Here is a 15919-nt window from a genome sequence, read left to right on the forward strand (position 1 = left end):
CGCATCGAACCGCTTCTTAAGAATGACGCTGTGGACGCGCGTTTCTCGCGCATCGTGATCCCCAAAAGCTTTCAAGGAGTGGCGCCATGAGCAAGATGACCCCTCAGGAGATGGCCCGGCAAATCGGCGGCGGCCTCCTGTCTTTTCCCGTGACCCCGTTCAAGGCGGACTATTCGTTCGACGAAGCGACCTATCGCAACAACATGGACTGGCTCTGCGGTTACGACGTCGCGGGCCTGTTCGCCGCTGGCGGCACCGGCGAATTCTTCTCGCTGACGCCGACTGAAGTTCCGCAGGTCGTGAAGATCGCGGTCGACGAGACCAAGGGCCGCGTGCCCGTGCTCGCCGGCACCGGCTACGGCACAGCGACCGCGCGCGAGGTCGCCATTGGCGCGGAAAAGGCCGGCGCCGACGGCCTGCTGCTGCTGCCGCCCTACCTCACGCATTCCGAACAGGACGGCCTCGCCGCCCATGTCGAGGCGGTGTGTGCCTCGGTGAAGATCGGCGTCATCGTCTACAACCGCGACAATGCGATCCTGCAGCCGGATACGCTGGCACGCCTCTGCGAACGCTGCCCGAACCTTGTCGGCTACAAAGACGGCATCGGCGACATCGAGCTGATGACCCGCGTCTACTCCAAGCTCGGCGATCGCCTGACCTATATCGGCGGGCTGCCGACGGCGGAAACCTTCGCGCTACCCTATCTCGACATGGGCGTGACGACCTACTCGTCCGCCGTGTTCAACTTCGTGCCGGAATTCGCCACCAAATTCTACGCCGCGGTGCGCCGGCGCGATCATCAGACCATCCATGCAGGCCTGAAGGATTTCATCCTGCCGCTGATCGCGATACGCAACCGCAAGAAGGGTTACGCGGTGTCGATCATCAAGGCTGGCATGAAGGTGATCGGCCGCTATTCCGGCCCGGTGCGGCCGCCGCTGACCGACCTGACCGAGCAGGAGATGGCCGAGCTCACGGCACTAGTGGCGAAGCTGCCGCAGGCGGCTACGCAGCAAGCCGCAGAATAAGCCGAACGGCCCAAGATGAAGGGAGGAGCAGATGATCCAGGAAACGATCCGCGCCGGTTTTTCCGGCGCTCCAATCGTCACGGCGATGGAGGTGATCCCGGTCGTCGGCCGCGACAGCATGCTCCTGAATCTGAGCGGCGCGCATGCGCCGTTCTTCACACGCAACCTCGTGATCCTCACTGACAATTCCGGCCACATCGGCGTCGGTGAGGTGCCGGGCGGCGAGAAGATCAGAAAGACGCTGGAAGACGCACGCGACCTCGTCGTCGGTCAGACCATCGGCGCTTGCAACAACATCCTGGCGTCGATGCGCCAGACATTCGCCGACCGCGACGCCGGCGGCCGCGGCAAGCAGACCTTTGATCTCCGCGTCACCATCCATGCGGTGACCGCGGTCGAATCCGCCCTGCTCGACCTGCTCGGCCAGCATCTTGGCCTGCCGGTCGCGGCGCTGCTTGGCGAAGGCCAGCAGCGTGCGAGCGTCGAGACGCTCGGCTATCTCTTCTTTGTCGGCGATATCAGCAAGACCAGCCTGCCCTATGTCGAGGGCGAAACCGGCAAGCCCGACTGGTTCAATTTGCGTCATCAGGAGGCGATGACGCCAGAGGCGATCGTGCGCCTCGCGGAGGCTACGCAGGCGCATTATGGCTTTGCCGACTTCAAACTGAAAGGCGGCGTACTCAAGGGCGAGCAGGAGATCGAGGCGGTCACGGCGATCGCCAAGCGTTTCCCGAAGGCCCGTGTCACGCTCGATCCGAACGGTGCCTGGTCGCTGGACGAAGCGATCCGCCTCTGCAGCAACATGCACGGCGTGCTCGCTTACGCCGAGGACCCCTGCGGTGCGGAGGCTGGCTTTTCCGGTCGCGAGATCATGGCCGAGTTCCGCCGCGCCACGGGAGTGCCGACCGCGACCAACATGATCGCGACCGATTGGCGCCAGCTCTCCCACGCGCTGCGGCTCGGCGCGGTCGACATTCCCCTCGCCGATCCGCATTTCTGGACCATGCAGGGCTCGGTGCGCGTGGCGCAGACCTGTCGCGACAACGGCTTGACCTGGGGCTCGCACTCCAACAATCATTTCGACATTTCGCTCGCGATGTTCACCCATGTCGGCGCCGCCGCACCCGGCAAGGTGACTGCGATCGACACCCACTGGATCTGGCAGGACGGCCAGGCGTTGACCAGGGAGCCGCTGCAAATCAGGGGCGGCAGGATCGCGATCCCCGATCGCCCGGGCCTCGGCATCGAGATCGATCGCGGTGCCATCGAGGCGGCGAACGCGCTATACAGGCAGCATGGCCTCGGCGCTCGCGACGACGCGCTCGCCATGCAGTTCCTGATCCCGGGCTGGACCTTCGACGACAAGCGTCCCAGCCTCGTGCGCTAACAACAAAAGGTTGGAGAGAAACATGACCGCTCACCAGAAGAACTTCATCGCCGGCGAATGGATCGACGGCTCCGGCATCACCCGGGACATCAACCCCTCCAACACCAAGGACGTGGTCGGCGAATACGCCAAGGCCGACAAGGTGCAGACCGAAAAGGCGATCGCCGCGGCGAAGGCCGCCTTCCCGGCCTGGTCGCGCTCGACGCCGCAGGAGCGCTTTGACGCGCTGAACAAGATCTCTCTCGAAATCCTCGCCCGCAAGGAAGAACTCGGCCGCCTGCTCGCGCGCGAGGAGGGCAAGACGCTGCCGGAAGGCATCGGCGAAGTCGCGCGCGCCGGGCAGATCTTCGCATTCTTCGCCGGCGAGGCGCTGCGGCTGATGGGCGAGAAAGGCCCGTCGGTCCGCCCCGGCCTCGAGGTCGAGATCGCCCGCGAGCCGGTCGGCGTCGTCGGCTTGATCACGCCGTGGAATTTCCCGATCGCGATCCCGGCCTGGAAGATCGCGCCCGCGCTCTGCTATGGCAACACCGTGGTGTTCAAGCCCGCCGAGCTGGTGCCGGGCTCCGCGCACGCGCTGTCCGAGATCATCGCGCGCTCCGGCATTCCGGCCGGCGTGTTCAACCTGGTGGTCGGCTCCGGCTCGGTGGTCGGCCAGACCCTGCTCGAACACCCCGACGTCGCCGCGATTTCCTTCACGGGTTCGGTCGCAACGGGACGCAAGATCGCCCAGGCCTGCGTGCTCTCCACGCCGATGAAGAAGTTCCAGCTCGAGATGGGCGGCAAGAACCCGCTGGTCGTGCTCGACGACGCCGACCTGAAGGTCGCGGTCGAGGTCGCCGTCAATGGCGCCTATTTCTCGACCGGCCAGCGCTGCACCGCGTCCTCACGCCTGATTGTCACCGCAGGCATTCACGACCGCTTCGTCACTGCGATGACCGAGCGAATGAAGGGCCTTTCCGTCGACGACGCGCTGAAGAGCGGCGTGCATGTCGGCCCGGTGGTCGACCAGAGCCAGCTCGATCAGGACCTTCGCTACATCAAGATCGGCCAGGACGAAGGCGCGCGTCTCCATTGGGGCGGCGAGCTCTTGAACCGCGAGACGCCCGGCTTCTATCTGCAGCCCGCGCTGTTCACCGAAGCAAACAACCAGATGCGCATCGCGCGCGAGGAAATCTTCGGCCCGGTCGCCTGCGTGATCCGCGCCAAGGACTACGAGGAGGCGCTTGCGATCTCCAACGACACCGAGTTCGGCCTCGCCTCGGGCATCTGCACCACCAGCCTGAAATACGCCTCGCACTACAAGCGCAACAGCGAGGCCGGCATGGTGATGGTCAATCTGCCGACCGCCGGCGTCGACTATCACGTGCCGTTCGGCGGCCGCAAAGGCTCGAGCTACGGCGCACGCGAACAGGGCGCTTACGCCCGCGAGTTCTACACTGCGGTGAAGACCTCTTACACTTATCCTGGCTGAGGCGTATGATGCCAAGTCTCGTTGCGCAGGAAGTGCGCTCTCTCTCCCGCTCGCGGGGGAGGGTCGGGGTGGGGGTCTCAACACGAGTCATCCCTGTGGAGAGAGCCCTCACCCGCATCGCATCTACGATGCGATGCGACCTCCCTCGCTAGCGGGAGAGGTGAAGCGGAGCCAGCAATGCGCCGCTTCAACGAAGCCTAGTTCGCCGTAGCCCACAGGAGAGCCTCATGGACCAGTCAATCGGCGCGAAGGAGCAGCCCCGCTACATCAAGCTCAACGCGCGCGACAATGTCGCGATCGTCGTGAATGATTTCGGCCTGCCCGCCGGCTCCCGGTTCGCTTGCGGCCTGACGCTGCGCGCCTTTGTGCCACAAGGGCACAAGACCGCGCTGGAAGACATCGCCGAAGGCGCGCCGATCATCCGCTATGGCGAGGTAATCGGCCACGCGCTGTCCCCGATATTCGCCGGCGAATGGGTCGACGAGGCGCGGATCCGCATGCCCGACGCGCCGCCGCTCGATCAGCTCGAAATCGCGACCGCGGTCCCGCCGGCGCTGCCGCTGCTCGAAGGCTTCACCTTCGAGGGCTATCGCAATCCCGACGGCTCGGTAGGAACGAAGAACATCCTCGGCATCAGTTCCTCGGTGCAATGCGTCAAGGGCACGATGGAATATGCGGTGAAGCGCATTCGCGCTGAACTCCTGCCGAAATATCCAAATGTTGACGACGTCGTGCCGCTGACTCATGCCTATGGCTGCGGCGTCGCGATATCAGCGCCCGACGCCGTGGTGCCGATCCGTACGCTGCAGAACCTCGCGCTCAACCCGAATTTCGGCGGCGAGATCCTCGTCGTCGGTCTCGGCTGCGAAAAGCTCGCGCCCGAACGGCTGCTGCCGGAAGGCGTTGGCGATGCCATCGTGCGGATGCAGGACGAGGCCTTTGACGGGTTCGGCGCGATTGTCGACGCCATCATGACCCAGGCCGAGGCGCGGCTGAAGGTGCTCGACACCCGCAAGCGCGAGACCTGCCCGGCCTCCGATCTCGTAATCGGCCTGCAATGCGGCGGCAGCGACGCATTCTCAGGCGTCACCGCGAACCCCGCCGTCGGCTTCGCCGCCGACCTGCTGGTGCGTGCGGGTGCGACCGTGATGTTCTCGGAAGTGACGGAAGTGCGCGACGCGATCCAGCTTCTGACCCGCCGCGTCGTCAACGAGGATGTCGGCCGCGCGCTGATCCGCGAGATGGCCTGGTACGACGCCTATCTTGCCCGCGGCGGTGCCGATCGCAGCGCCAACACCACGCCGGGCAACAAGAAGGGCGGGCTTGCCAATATCGTCGAGAAGTCGCTGGGCTCGATCGTCAAATCGGGCTCCAGCCCAATCACCGGTGTGCTCTCGCCCGGTGAAAAGGCGCGCCAGAATGGCATGCTGTTCGCGGCGACGCCAGCGAGCGATTTCATCTGCGGCACGCTGCAGCTCGCCTCCGGCATGACGCTGCAGGTGTTCACCACCGGCCGCGGCACGCCCTATGGCCTGGCCGCCGCGCCCGTGATCAAGGTCGCGACCCGCAGCGAACTGGCGCGGCGCTGGAAGGATCTGATCGACTTCGACGCCGGCTGCATCGCGACCGGCGAGAAGACGATCGAGGAGACCGGCTGGGACCTGTTCCGCATGATCCTCGATGTCGCAAGCGGCCGCACCAAGCCATGGTCGGATCGCTGGGGCATCCACAACGACCTCACGCTGTTCAACCCGGCGCCGGTGACTTAGAGCAATTTCGGTTCTGATTGAATCAGAACCGAAGCTCCAGCTTCCTGTTTTGACGCGTTTTCTTCACGCGAACCGGTGTCCACTTCGCTCGAAAGCGCTCGAGGCGGCATTCCGGGCTCGCGCGCCCCGGAATGGCAACAGGCTTGCCGCACGCCAATCAAAACTTCGCCAGTCCGCGCACTTCCTTGGCCGCAGCCATGATCAGCGGCTTGGCCGCCTGCTCCTCGCGGCCAAGCACCACGCCCGACGCAAAGGCGCGGACACGCTCCTTCCGATGCGGCGCCTTGAGTGCAGCATCCACCGCCAGTTTGCGATGCGCGGCGAAATCATTGAGCGAGCCGAGCGCGTCCTGGATCCGCTTCAGGTGCTTTGACTGTCGCGCAAGCTGCCTTTGCTCGCGCTTGCCGGAGAACAAGCTTTCGAAGAAATCGATCGCATACCTGATCTTCTTGGTCCTGATGCGCACTTTGTGCCGCTCCCCCGCGGACATCCCGTTGAGACGCCTGCCGTCCTTGCGCAACTTTCTGATGCGGCGATGGAGCAGCGCGGCAGCAAATTTGCCGATCGGGCCCCCTTCGTCCTCTGCGGCGATCGTCTGCCTCGCCTCGATCCATTGCAGCGTATCGATCAGCATGACGCGATAGTGTGTCGAGTTGACTGCCGTCCGCGCGCGCGCGAAGGCACGGTCGCGGCGCCTGGAAAACTCCTGCCGGATCGCCTTGCCGCCACGCCGCAGCAGGGCATCGTGCGAGGCGGGCTCGATCTCCTGCTTGACGAAAACATCCAGCTCGCGCGCCGGCGCAAGCTCGTTGGTCAGCCACTTCAGTTGCCCCTTGGCCTCTTCCGTGCTCGGCCCGGCGAGGATTTTTGAGAACAGCGAGATCGCCGCTCGCAACCGGCGCAGGCCGACCCTCATCTGGTGAATGCCTTCCGGTTCGCCCTCGCGGACCGCATCGGCGTTCAACGAGAAGTGGCGGAACGTCGAGCGGGCGATCACCCGAAACGCCTCGCCAGCCGTGAACTCGGGGTCCAGCACGATGCTCTCGGCCGAGACGACGAAATGCTCATCGTCGCCGGCAAGCTCGTATCCGTGGTCGGATTTCGAGCGCAGGTCGAGTTCGGCCCCTACCTTCCGCTCCAGCGCTCTCGCGAGGCGGAACAGGTCGAGCGGCAGCCCGCTCTTCAGCTCGAGCTCGATCTCCTCGATCGGGCGCGAGCGATGTCCGGCGGTGGTGTGCCCGCGATCGATGGCGAGCTCGATCTCGCTCTGCTTCGTGCGCAGCGGCACGGTGATCCGCCGCACCGACGTTTCGAAGATGGGCTTCAGCTCGTGACGCAGTTTCCTTGATGCGAACGCGTCGAGCGGCGTACCTTCAGCCTTGCCGAGATCTGGCTCGCTATCCTCAAGCTCGCTCTCCCACTCGCCGCGACCGAACCCCACGCCACCTGCCGACTTGATCGTCTGGACATGTCTGCCGCCATCCTGGCGTATCCGCAGCGTGAAGCCGCGCCGCTTCAGCTTGCGTTTGGCGGTATCAAAATAGGTCGAGACCAGATCGCCTTCGGACGGTTCACCGCTCCTGCTGCCGGCAATCCGCGGCCTCACCAGCGCCTTCAGCTTCTGGGCGGGAACGCGGAATTTGAGCTCCGTCTCGATGGCCATAGTCTCCCCACGGAGTTCACACCGCCACCCATAACGCCCGACATGCGTTCAAGGCTCCCCCGGAGATCCGCGCGGCGAACAAGAAAGTCCGCCGCGACCGGGTCAGCGGCGGACTTCGGCAATCTATGTGCGGTCCGGTCACACGGCTCTCCCTGATGACGACGACCGCGATCGCGATCAGGCTCGCGATACAATCGCACTCACCAAAGCCCCCGGCCAAGAGATACTCTTCAAGGGATACTCTTGATGAGTCTCGTCCAGTGGCGACGTGCGACAGAGCAACGCCGAGTACAACAAACCGTTCCTCCGCAGACTTGCTGCAACTGCTCACGTCTGCACACGGAAGGATGATCTTGGAACTCCCTGAACAGGCATTCACCTGTGTGGCGAAATGATCATGTTTCGCGCGTTGAATAGCCTAAAATGGTGCCCCACGTCCTTATCAACAGGAGGACGTTCCATGAAACAGTCGCAGCATTTCCTCGACAATGCGGAAAATTGCGCACAGCTCGCCGAGCGCGCGTCCGACGAACCGACCTACAATCGCTATAAGCGGATGGAAGCTGCCTGGCGCGCGCTGGCCAAGGAGCAGGATTGGCTCGACGGCGAGACTTCACCTTCGGACAATCTGGTCGAACCTTCGGCGCTTTCCGGTTGAGCCCAGAGAGCGGCCTGACGGCAGCTTATTCCGCGCCGCGCTGGCGTTGCCAGCGCAGTTGGCCGGCATCATGCGTGCTCCTTTGCGGCGACCTGGTCGAGTGCGCGCAGCACCGCATCGCCCATCTCGACGGTCGAGAGCTTCTTCGCGCCTGCCTCGGCGATATCGGCGGTCCGCGCACCGGAGGCGAGCGCGGTCTGCACCGCCTTCTCCAGGAGGTCGGCGTCGTCGGGACGGTTCAGCGTCAGGCGCAGCAGCATCGCGACGCTGAGGATCGAGCCGAGCGGATTGGCGATGCCCTTGCCCGCGATGTCGGGCGCGCTGCCGTGCACCGGCTCATAGAGCGCGTTGCGCCGGCCGTAGCGGTCCACCGGTCCGAACGAGGCCGACGGCAGCATGCCGAGTGAACCGGAGGCCATCGCCGCGCAGTCGGATAGGATGTCGCCGAAGATGTTGCCCGTGACCATCACGTCGAACTGCCGCGGCTCGCGCACGATCTGCATCGCGGCGTTGTCGACATAGAGATGGGTCAGCTCGACGTCGGAGAACTCTTCCTTGTGCAGCGCGGTCATCTCCTCGCGCCAGACCACGCTGGTCTCGAGCACATTGGCCTTGTCGACCGAGCAAACCTTACCCCGCCGCGTCCGCGCCAGCTCGAACGCCGACCGCGCGACGCGGCGGATCTGATTGGTGGTGTATTGCTCGGTATTGAAGCCGCGCCGCTGTCCGTCAGGCAGCGTCTCGATGCCGCGTGGCTCGCCGAAATAGATGCCGCTCGTAAGCTCGCGGATGATGACGAAGTCGACGCCGTCGAGCACCTCGGGCTTGAGCGGCGCGGAGGCCGCAAGCGCCGGGCTCGCCATGATCGGCCGAAGATTTGCGTAGAGATCGTATTTGCTGCGCAGGCCGAGCAGGCTGCCGGCCTTGCGCGCGGCCGCCGGCACCTCCTTGGTCTCCGGTCCGCCGGTCGCGCCCCACAGGATCGCGTCGGCCTCGTCCATCGCTTCGACCGTGTCCTCCGGCAGCACCTTGCCGGTCGCAAGATACGGGATCAGCCCATACTGCGCCTCGCGCAACGTCATCGGCACGCCGCGCTTCGCCGCGAACCAGTCGAGGATCCGGCGCGACTGCGCGGTGACCTCGGGACCGATGCCCTCGCCGCCGACCACGGCGACCTTGATCATGTTGGATTGCGTACTCATGCCGGTGTTCTTGCAAAATGAATCCAGGGCCGCGCCGCGCGGTCGGAAGCCTGGAAAGCATGGATCTCATCATCGCGCTGCAAGGTCAACGCGACCTCATCGAGTCCCTTCAGCAGCCCTTCGCGCCGCCGCGGATCGATCTCGAACGTGTGGCGCTGGCCGGACGGCGAGACGATGGTCTGGGCCTCGAGATCGATCGAGACCTTGCCCGCGCCCTGCGTCGCCTCGATATCCGCCGCGAGCGAATCCACCACCGCCTTGTCGACGACGATGGGCAAGATTCCGTTCTGGAAACAGTTGGCGAAGAAGATGTCGCCAAAGCCCGAGCCGATGATGGCGCGGATGCCCATCTCCTGCAGCGACCACACCGCGCCCTCGCGCGATGAGCCGCAGCCGAAATTCGGACCGGTAACCAATATCTCCGCCTGGCGGTAGGGCTCGCGGTTGAGGATGAAATCCGGATTCTCGGAACCATCGGGCAGATAGCGCAGCGAGCCGAACGCCCATTTGCCGAGCGTGCCGCGGATCGAGTTGCCGACCAGCCGCTCGATGCGGATGATCACGTCGGTATCGATATTGCTGCGCATGATCGGCGCGGCTGTCGCGGTCAGCCTGTTGAACGGCTTCGGCATCGTCAGCGTCCCATCATTCTGACATCGGCAATCGCACCGGCAATGGCTGACGCCGCGGCGCTCGCCGGACTGGCGAGATGCGTCCGCGCGCGCGGACCCTGCCGGCCGACAAAGTTGCGATTCGAAGTCGACACCGAGCGCTGCCCGGGCGCCACCACCTCGCCATTGGCGGCAAGGCACATCGAGCAGCCCGGCTCGCGCCATTCAAAACCGGCGTCGGTGAAAATCTTGTCGAGCCCTTCAGCCACCGCCTCGCGCTTGACGTTCTCCGAGCCCGGCACGACCCAGGCACGGACGCCGGGAGCCACCTTGCGGCCGCGCGCCACCTCGGCCGCGGCCCGCAGGTCGCTCAGCCGGCTATTGGTGCAGGAGCCGATGAACACCCAATCGACCGGCGTGCCCGCGATCGGCGCGCCGCCTTGCAGGCCCATATAATCCAGCGCGGTTTCGATCGCCGCCCGCCGCGCGGGATCGTCGACCGACCTCGGATCGGGAATCCGGCCATCGACGCCGATGACGTGCTCGGGACTGATGCCCCAGGTCACCTGCGGGATGATCTTTGCCACGTCGATCACCACCTCGCGGTCGAACACAGCATCTGGATCGCTCGGCAGCTCGCGCCACGCCTTGACCGCGAGCTCCCAAATCTCGCCGTTCGGCGTGTAGGGACGGCCGCGCAGGAATTCAAAGGTCTTTTCATCCGGCGCGACCATGCCGATCTTGGCGCCGAGCTCGATCGAAAGATTGCAGATGGTGAGCCGGCCCTCGATCGGCAGGTCGCGGATCGCGCTGCCGGCATATTCGACCGCATAGCCGGCACTGCCCGCCGCACCGATGTGCCCGATCAGCGCCAGGATCATGTCCTTTGCGGTGACGCCGAGCGGCAGCTTGCCCTCGAATCTTGCACGCAGGGTTTTGGGCCGGCGCTGGATCAGCGCCTGGGTCGCCAGCACATGCGTCAGTTCGCTCGATCCGATGCCGAAAGCGAGCGCGCCGAGGCCGCCATGCGTGCAGGTGTGGCTGTCGCCGCAGACGATGCTGGCACCGGGCACGCTCAATCCAAGCTCCGGCCCGATGACATGGACGATGCCCTGGCCGGGTTGATCGACATCGAACATCGCAATCCCGCTCGCCGCGGTCTCGGCCCGCAGCGCAGCCAACAGCTCCTGCCCGATCTTGCTGGTTCCGGCGCGGCCATGTGCGGTGGAGATCGCATGGTCGGGGGTCGCAAATGTCAGCTCGGGATTGTGAACCTTGAGGCCCTTGCTCTTGAGATCGAGCAGGCCGCGCGAGCCGCCGAGATCGTGCAGCAGATGGCGGTCGATATGAAGGAGATCAGTGTCCTCGCTCAAGCGGGCAATGACATGCTGGTCCCAGATCTTGGCCAGCATCGTACGACCGGTCTTTTTCAAGACAGTCCTCCCTTTGGCTTCTTGAGGCCAGCGGCGCGAACCGCCGATTGCCGCTTGGCGCGGCTTTGATCGGAGACATCAAATCACGCAGACGCTGGCTCCGCCAGAGCGGAACGCCGGTCATGACATGGAGGGAGGCCTGCGCGTTGCGCAGGTTGACAGGATCAGACGACGGTCCGAAGTGCGCCCGTTTGAGATGACACGGTTTCGTCATGGCTTGTCCCGGGCATGACGAAACCAAGAGTTTGGGTTTCAACGGACTCAGGACGCCAGCGCTTCTTCCGGCATCACGACCGCCAGGTTCTGGCTCTCGGCGACAGCGCGGTTGGTGATGCGGCCGCGATGGATGTTGAGGCCGGCGCGCAGATGCGGATCCTCGACCAGCGCGCGCAGCCCCTTCGATGCGAGCGCCAGACCGAACGGCAGGGTCGCGTGATTGAGCGCATGGCTCGAAGTCACCGGCACCGCACCTGGCATGTTGGCTACGCAGTAATGCACGACGTCGTCCACCAGATAGGTCGGCGCCTGGTGTGTGGTCGGCTTCGAGGTCTCGAAGCAGCCGCCCTGGTCGATCGCAACATCGACCAGCACCGCGCGGCGCTTCATGCTGGCAAGCTGCGCACGCGAAACGAGTTTCGGCGCGCTGGCGCCCGGCACCAGCACCGCGCCGATCACGACGTCGGCGGCAATGATTTCCTGCTCGATCGCTTCCAGCGTGGCGTAGCGGGTGCGGACGCGGCCTGCGAAGAGATCATCGAGCACGCGCAACCGCGGCAGCGAGCGGTCGAGAATGGTGACGTCGCTGCCGAGCCCCGCGGCCATCCGCGCCGCGTGCGTGCCGACCACGCCGCCGCCGATGATCGCGACCCGCGCCGGAGGAACGCCGGGCACGCCGCCGAGCAACTTGCCCATGCCGTCGGCGGATTTGCGCAGTGCGGCGCCGGCGGCTTCGATCGCAAGCCGGCCGGCGACCTCGCTCATCGGCGCGAGCAGCGGCAGTCCGCCATGCGCATCCGTCACGGTCTCATAAGCGACCGCCGTGCATCCGGATGCGAGCAGCCCCTTGGTCTGGGGGACGTCGGGCGCAAGATGGAGATAGGTGAAGAGAATCTGACCTTCGCGCAGCCGCGTCCATTCGGATGGCTGCGGCTCCTTCACCTTTACGATCATGTCGGCGACGGAGAACACTTCCTCGGCCGTGTCGGCGATCCTGGCGCCAGCCTGGCAATAAACGTCATCGCTGGAGCCGATGCCTTCGCCGGCCCCGCGCTGCACCACGACCTCATGTCCGTGCGCCACATATTCGCGCACCGACGCCGGCGTCAGCCCGACCCGATATTCTTCGACCTTGATCTCCCTGGGCACGCCGACGCGCATGGTCCACTCCTGAAAGAATCGTTTCCGCCTTGAGCAAAGCTAATCCCCGTCAGGCGACGTTTCTCAGCGAAATCCAGCTTGTCGGCGCAACAATACGCTCATATTCTTCGTCGCCGGCAGGACAATTAGAGGAAAACTGCGTGGACGGTCTCGACCGTATCGATCTCCGAATCCTGGCCGAACTGGTCTCGGATGCTCGCGCCAGCCAGATCGAGCTTGCCGAGAAGGTAGGGCTGTCACCGACCGCCTGCGCGCGGCGCATCCGTCATCTCGAGGAGACCGGCGTCATCCGCGGCTATCGCGCCGACCTCGAACCGACGGCGCTCGGACTGGTGACGACGGTCGTCGTCACCATCACGCTGGAGAAGCAGAGTGAGGATTATCTGGCGGCGTTCGAGGCCGCGATCGCGCGCTGCCCCGATATCGTGTCCTGCCATTTGATGTCGGGCAGCGACGACTATCACCTGCAGGTCATCGCGCGCGACATTGCCGACTTCGAGCGTATCCACAAGCAGCATTTGTCGCGGATGCCCGGCGTCGCCCGCATTCATTCCAGCTTTGCGATGCGCGAGGTGGTCCGCCGCACCATTCCGGAAACCGCGCTGCGCGGCTGATCGCGGCGCCCGTTAGGTCGGGTTGCGGCTTTCGCGCGGCCACATCCGCGAGAGCGTCTCGTCCCTCTTCACGACGACATGCCAGAGCGTCGCGGCGATATGCAGCGCGACCGCGGCATACACCAGATAGGCGAGCAGGCCATGCGCCACCTCGCCCGCATGCGCGACAGCCCGGTTGCCGGCGAACAGGCGCGGCCAGCTAAAGGTCCAGAAATAGCGCAGTGAATAGCCGCCGGCCGAGGAGAACATGTATCCCGTGACCGGCATGGCGAAGAGGATGACGTAGAGGGCCCAGTGATTGAGTCGCGCGGCGATCCGCACCAGCGGCGAGAACGATCCCGGCTCCGGCGGCGCCACCGTCGCGGCGCGCACCATCAGCCGCAGGATCGCCAGGACAAACAGCGTCACGCCGAGCGACTTGTGCACCTCGAGCAGTTCTCGCCGCGGCGACGTGCCCGCCGGCTGCAATCCGCAGTAAAGCCCCATCAACATCGCCGCGATGAACAACACCGCCGTTGCCCAATGGATCTTGCGCAACAGCGGATCGTAGGTGGTCGTCACTTTCGTAGTCACAAAGCGCCTTCGGTTGAGCCTACGCAGGCTCGAAAATCGGAGGCCGTTCAGTAGATGATCGCACCGCGTCTGCCCACCGGAGAGTGCCTCGCTTTCGATCACAATCCTGCAGGGCAACGCGCCCCGCTTGATGCCCCTGGAACGACTACAGGCGAGCACCCCGGACGCCTGGTCCCGACCGCGACGGCGGGCCGCACGGCTTTCCACACGCATTTTTTAATCGTGATTCCCCGCCTTATGTGACAGAATTGCTACATTAGAATGTCAGTTCGATTACACGCGGAGCGGTGAATGAGCATGGAGTGGCGGGCGCGGCCGGTTTCGCTGGCCTGGTCGAATCCGGTGGTCCGGTGGTGGGGCCTCTTGAGCCTGGTGAGCACCGCCAACGTTGCAGTCTGGTTCGTGCTGTATCGCCAGTTCCACGAGCAGAGCAATGGCGGCCTGAGCAGCACGTCCGGCATCGGCCTGATGCTGCTGCTATGCGCGGCTTACGTGTTCGGCTGCGCCTTCCGCTCGGTGCTGCCGCGCGCAGATGTCCAGCGCATCTGCCTGTTCGACACCTGGCTGTCGAGCGTGATGGTCGGCCGATCAGTCGCCACTGTCGCCGAGGTCTGTTTCGCCGCGCAATGGGCGATCGTGCTGCATCAGCTCGGCACCACGACAAACGCCGAGACCACTGTGACCATCGCCTGGATCATTGTGCCGCTGATCCTGATTGCGGAATGCTTCTCCTGGTACGCGGTGCTCACCACCCATTATCTCGGCAACGCGATCGAGAACTCGCTCTGGGCTGTCGTCTTCTTCCTGGTAGGAATCGCGCTTTGCCGGCTGCTGCCGGAGTTCCAGGGACCAGTGCGCTGGGCCTTCATCGTCGCGATCCTTGGTATCGCGGGCTACCTGGCGTTCCTGATGACCGTCGACGTCCCGATGTATTTGAACCGCTGGCGCGCCGAGCTGGCCGCCGGTGGCAAGCTCCTTCACCCGCTCGAGGGCCTGCGTGATGTCAGCACGCGCTGGGTCGTGACGCATGATATCGCCGAATGGCGCGAAGAGATCGCCTGGATGTCGCTCTATTTCAGCATGGCGGTCTGGTCGAGCCTTGCGCTCTGCGTCGGCTATTCGCTCGAGGATCAGCTGCCGCGCTACCGCACCGAGCCGGCGATCGTAAGTACGACGCAGGCGATCGTCAGCACGACGCCGGCTGTGCAGCACACAGCAACGATCAAAACAGCGGCGACATATCGCAACTGATTGGCGGCCGAGGGACGCGGCTTGTAGCCGGCCGCGCTTTCGGCGTAAAGCTCAGGTCGTCCCCCGCTCGTCCGCCTGCGCACGCCATGCCGCACATCACCATCATCGAAACCGGGTTCGTCAATCCACGCTATCGCGAGCGCCACGGAACCTATCCGCAGATGTTCGAGCGGATGATTGCCGCCGCCGATCCCTCGATCGCATGTGAAGTTGTGAGCATACCCAGCGGCGAGACGCTTCCGGATCCAGCCGGGCTGGATGCGATCCTGATCACCGGCTCGCCGGCCGGCGTCTATGACGAGTTTGACTGGATCGCACCGCTCGAGAACTTCGTGCGCAAAGCCCACGACAAGCGCGTTCCGATGGTCGGCGTCTGCTTCGGCCATCAGCTGATCGCGCAGGCGCTGGGCGGCACGGTGCGCAAGTCGGAAAAGGGCTGGGGCATGGGACGTCACGTCTATCGGCTGGCGCCGGGCAACGGGCTGATCGAGGGCGACGACATCGCCATCGCCTGCTCGCATCAGGACCAGGTCATCACCCCGCCCGCGTCCGCGCGCACCATCATGTCGTCCACCTTCACGCCGCATGCTGGCCTGCTCTATGCAAACGGCACGACGCTGTCGGTGCAGCCGCATCCTGAATTCACTGTGGGCTACGCGGACGCGCTGTGCGACCTCCACCGCGACCGCGCGCCCGAGGATGTGATCGCAACCGCGAAAGCGTCGCTCGCCGAGCCTCTGGACCACACCAGGCTCGGCGGCGTGGTGACGCGCTTCCTCACGGAGCGCCGTACTTAATTCCTGGACCGCTGGACAGCATCGTCGCGGGCGAAGTGGCGATAGGAGCGCGGGGCGCGGCCGAGCGCCGCGCTCCAGATGGCAG

14 protein-coding genes are annotated in these 15919 nt (G+C 64.9%); 8 read left to right on the forward strand and 6 right to left on the reverse strand.

The window, feature by feature from the left end; translation table 11 throughout:
- The first annotated feature begins 86 nt into the window (after positions 1–86).
- The 4 genes from kdgD to garD all read left to right on the forward strand — a co-directional run bounded on the left by kdgD (position 87) and on the right by garD (position 5655).
- Positions 87–1028: a 5-dehydro-4-deoxyglucarate dehydratase gene (gene kdgD / locus MTX19_RS33205; protein ID WP_280980985.1), complete on the forward strand. Its 942-nt coding sequence runs from the start codon at positions 87–89 to the stop codon at positions 1026–1028.
- A gap of 31 nt (positions 1029–1059) precedes the next feature.
- Positions 1060–2415, forward strand: a complete 1356-nt coding sequence (gudD, locus tag MTX19_RS33210; RefSeq protein ID WP_280980986.1) for a glucarate dehydratase — start codon at positions 1060–1062, stop codon at positions 2413–2415.
- Positions 2416–2437: 22 nt separating this feature from the next.
- Complete coding sequence (locus tag MTX19_RS33215) at positions 2438–3886, forward strand: aldehyde dehydrogenase family protein (protein ID WP_280980987.1); 1449 nt, start codon at positions 2438–2440, stop codon at positions 3884–3886.
- A 227-nt stretch (positions 3887–4113) separates the two neighbouring features.
- The gene (gene garD / locus MTX19_RS33220; RefSeq protein ID WP_280980988.1) at positions 4114–5655 is read left to right on the forward strand and encodes a galactarate dehydratase; all 1542 of its coding nucleotides are present in this window, start codon (positions 4114–4116) and stop codon (positions 5653–5655) included.
- A 157-nt stretch (positions 5656–5812) separates the two neighbouring features.
- Here the strand turns inward: garD and MTX19_RS33225 are convergent, their stop codons facing one another.
- Positions 5813–7318: a CYTH and CHAD domain-containing protein gene (locus MTX19_RS33225; RefSeq protein WP_280980989.1), complete on the reverse strand. Its 1506-nt coding sequence runs from the start codon at positions 7316–7318 to the stop codon at positions 5813–5815.
- 460 nt (positions 7319–7778) lie between these two features.
- Between MTX19_RS33225 and MTX19_RS33230 the strand changes: the two genes are divergently transcribed.
- A complete protein-coding gene (locus MTX19_RS33230) occupies positions 7779–7976 on the forward strand; it encodes a hypothetical protein (RefSeq protein WP_280980990.1) in 198 nt (65 codons plus the stop codon).
- Between the two features lie 68 nt (positions 7977–8044).
- Here MTX19_RS33230 and leuB read toward each other — a convergent pair whose 3' ends face one another.
- The 4 genes from leuB to ald all read right to left on the reverse strand — a co-directional run bounded on the left by leuB (position 8045) and on the right by ald (position 12599).
- Positions 8045–9178 (reverse strand): 3-isopropylmalate dehydrogenase, encoded by a 1134-nt coding sequence (gene leuB, locus MTX19_RS33235; RefSeq protein WP_280980991.1) that lies wholly within the window; start codon positions 9176–9178, stop codon positions 8045–8047.
- Complete coding sequence (leuD, locus tag MTX19_RS33240; protein ID WP_280980992.1) at positions 9175–9810, reverse strand: 3-isopropylmalate dehydratase small subunit; 636 nt, start codon at positions 9808–9810, stop codon at positions 9175–9177. Before leuD ends, leuB begins: the two co-directional genes overlap by 4 nt.
- A gap of 2 nt (positions 9811–9812) precedes the next feature.
- Positions 9813–11201 (reverse strand): 3-isopropylmalate dehydratase large subunit, encoded by a 1389-nt coding sequence (leuC, locus tag MTX19_RS33245; RefSeq protein WP_280984955.1) that lies wholly within the window; start codon positions 11199–11201, stop codon positions 9813–9815.
- 282 nt (positions 11202–11483) lie between these two features.
- Entirely contained in the window at positions 11484–12599 is a 1116-nt protein-coding gene (gene ald, locus MTX19_RS33250) for an alanine dehydrogenase (protein WP_280980993.1), read from the reverse strand.
- 140 nt (positions 12600–12739) lie between these two features.
- Between ald and MTX19_RS33255 the strand changes: the two genes are divergently transcribed.
- The gene (locus MTX19_RS33255; protein ID WP_280973741.1) at positions 12740–13213 is read left to right on the forward strand and encodes an Lrp/AsnC family transcriptional regulator; all 474 of its coding nucleotides are present in this window, start codon (positions 12740–12742) and stop codon (positions 13211–13213) included.
- A 12-nt stretch (positions 13214–13225) separates the two neighbouring features.
- Here MTX19_RS33255 and MTX19_RS33260 read toward each other — a convergent pair whose 3' ends face one another.
- Positions 13226–13786, reverse strand: a complete 561-nt coding sequence (locus tag MTX19_RS33260) for a cytochrome b (RefSeq protein ID WP_280980994.1) — start codon at positions 13784–13786, stop codon at positions 13226–13228.
- A gap of 297 nt (positions 13787–14083) precedes the next feature.
- On the opposite strand from MTX19_RS33260, the gene MTX19_RS33265 reads away from it, so the two are divergent.
- Both MTX19_RS33265 and MTX19_RS33270 read left to right on the forward strand, forming a co-directional pair.
- The gene (locus MTX19_RS33265; RefSeq protein WP_280984956.1) at positions 14084–15037 is read left to right on the forward strand and encodes a hypothetical protein; all 954 of its coding nucleotides are present in this window, start codon (positions 14084–14086) and stop codon (positions 15035–15037) included.
- A gap of 86 nt (positions 15038–15123) precedes the next feature.
- Positions 15124–15834, forward strand: coding sequence for a gamma-glutamyl-gamma-aminobutyrate hydrolase family protein (locus MTX19_RS33270; protein WP_280980995.1), 711 nt, complete (start codon positions 15124–15126; stop codon positions 15832–15834).
- The last annotated feature ends 85 nt before the right edge of the window (positions 15835–15919 follow it).

The sequence above is a fragment of the Bradyrhizobium sp. ISRA464 genome (genome assembly GCF_029910095.1).
Taxonomy (GTDB): domain Bacteria; phylum Pseudomonadota; class Alphaproteobacteria; order Rhizobiales; family Xanthobacteraceae; genus Bradyrhizobium.

What these genes read in the sequence shown, in the direction of transcription:
- leuC (WP_280984955.1), bottom strand. Translation starts at nt 11,201, where the DNA reads ATGCTGGCCAAGATCTGGGACCAGCATGTCATTGCCCGCTTGAGCGAG.
- MTX19_RS33225 (WP_280980989.1), bottom strand. Translation starts at nt 7,318, where the DNA reads ATGGCCATCGAGACGGAGCTCAAATTCCGCGTTCCCGCCCAGAAGCTG.
- MTX19_RS33270 (WP_280980995.1), top strand. Translation starts at nt 15,124, where the DNA reads ATGCCGCACATCACCATCATCGAAACCGGGTTCGTCAATCCACGCTAT.
- gudD (WP_280980986.1), top strand. Translation starts at nt 1,060, where the DNA reads ATGATCCAGGAAACGATCCGCGCCGGTTTTTCCGGCGCTCCAATCGTC.
- leuB (WP_280980991.1), bottom strand. Translation starts at nt 9,178, where the DNA reads ATGAGTACGCAATCCAACATGATCAAGGTCGCCGTGGTCGGCGGCGAG.
- MTX19_RS33265 (WP_280984956.1), top strand. Translation starts at nt 14,084, where the DNA reads ATGGAGTGGCGGGCGCGGCCGGTTTCGCTGGCCTGGTCGAATCCGGTG.
- kdgD (WP_280980985.1), top strand. Translation starts at nt 87, where the DNA reads ATGAGCAAGATGACCCCTCAGGAGATGGCCCGGCAAATCGGCGGCGGC.
- garD (WP_280980988.1), top strand. Translation starts at nt 4,114, where the DNA reads ATGGACCAGTCAATCGGCGCGAAGGAGCAGCCCCGCTACATCAAGCTC.
- leuD (WP_280980992.1), bottom strand. Translation starts at nt 9,810, where the DNA reads ATGCCGAAGCCGTTCAACAGGCTGACCGCGACAGCCGCGCCGATCATG.
- MTX19_RS33230 (WP_280980990.1), top strand. Translation starts at nt 7,779, where the DNA reads ATGAAACAGTCGCAGCATTTCCTCGACAATGCGGAAAATTGCGCACAG.
- ald (WP_280980993.1), bottom strand. Translation starts at nt 12,599, where the DNA reads ATGCGCGTCGGCGTGCCCAGGGAGATCAAGGTCGAAGAATATCGGGTC.
- MTX19_RS33215 (WP_280980987.1), top strand. Translation starts at nt 2,438, where the DNA reads ATGACCGCTCACCAGAAGAACTTCATCGCCGGCGAATGGATCGACGGC.